Genomic DNA, 1,291 nt, shown 5'->3' with positions numbered 1-1,291 from the left:
GGGGCGGTCTCGGCCTCGAGGACCTGCGTCCCCCCGGCCACGGTCGCAGGCTCGGCGAGCGGGCCCTCGGACACTCCGGCCATACCCGGCTCCCTGGTCACGTCGTCGGCTCCGGCGTTCATCGACGGAGCCTGGGGTTGAAGTAGCCGTACGAGACGTCGACGACGAGGTTGACGATCAGCACCGCGACGGCGCTCACCATCACGATCCCGAGGATCACCGGGATGTCGCGCTGGTTGACCGCGGTGACGGCGAGGCTCCCGAAACCGGGGAGCGCGAACACGAACTCGACGGTCACGGCGCCCGCGAGCACCCTGCCGGCCTGGAGGCCGAGGATGGTCACGATCGGCACTCCCGCGTTCTTCAGGGCGTGCTTGCCGACGATCATGGGTGAGCGCAGCCCTTGGCCCGCACGGTGCGCACGAAGTCCATCCCGAGGGTGTCGACCATCGCGGCCCGGGTCTGCCTGGCGAGCTCCGCGCCCGAGATCGCGGCGAGCGCGATGGCGGGGAGGACGAGGTGGTTCAGCCACTCCCCGAACCCCTCCTCCCCCAGGGCGCTGTACCCGGTGGCGGGGAAGACCGCGGAGCTGACCGCGAAGATCAGCACGAGGACGAGGCCGATGACGAAGGGCGGCACCGCCATCAGCACCGACGCGATCGCCGTGACGAACCGGTCGAGCGCGCTGTTCGGCCGCAGCGCCGCGGCGATGCCGAGCGGGATCCCGACCAGCATGGCGATGACCAGCGTGACGAGCGCCAGCGACAGGGTCACCGGGACCCGTTCGAAGATCAGGCTCGAGACCGACTGGCTGGACAGCAGCGAGTCACCCAGGTTGCCCTGCACGGCGTTGCCGAGCCAGAGCACGTAGCGGAGCAGCAGGGGCTTGTCGAGCCCCAGCCGCTCGGCGGCCGCCGCGATCTCCTCGGGAGTGGCGTTCTCCCCGGCGGCCGCCCGAGCCGCGTCCCCCTCCATCAGGTCCAGCAGCACGAAGACGAAGAAGCTCAGGGCGATCAGCAGCGGGATGGCGGAGAGCAGTCTCCGCGCGACGATGCGCAGCATGGGTCACGCTCCCGATTCGGCGGGGACGGAGGACTGCGTGGCCCGAGTGGTCCGGGCGTCCGTGCCGGACGGGGCCGTGTGCCGCCCGGACCGACGACCCCGGCTCGGCTTCGCGCTGGGGATGGCGGACAGGAGCTGGCGGGTGTATGGGTGCTTCGGGTCGCTGAAGAGCTGCTCGGTCGGTCCGATCTCGACGATCTCGCCGTGCTGCATGACGGCCGTGCGGTGC

1 protein-coding gene and 1 pseudogene are annotated in these 1,291 nt (G+C 71.1%); both read right to left on the bottom strand.

Going from position 1 to position 1,291, the window contains the following annotated elements:
* Nucleotides 1–118 precede the first annotated feature (118 nt).
* A pseudogene (locus tag H5J29_RS33085) lies at nt 119–1,062 on the bottom strand (ABC transporter permease).
* Between the two features lie 3 nt (nt 1,063–1,065).
* A partial coding sequence (locus tag H5J29_RS36035) for an oligopeptide/dipeptide ABC transporter ATP-binding protein (protein WP_376768602.1) occupies nt 1,066–1,291 on the bottom strand: 226 nt, incomplete at its 5' end.

Origin of the sequence: Pseudonocardia pini, assembly GCF_013870575.1 — a bacterium.
GTDB classification, from domain to species: domain Bacteria; phylum Actinomycetota; class Actinomycetes; order Mycobacteriales; family Pseudonocardiaceae; genus Pseudonocardia; species Pseudonocardia pini.
Note: the sequence above shows the minus strand (reverse complement) of the source record. Positions and strands in the feature narration are given on the sequence as shown.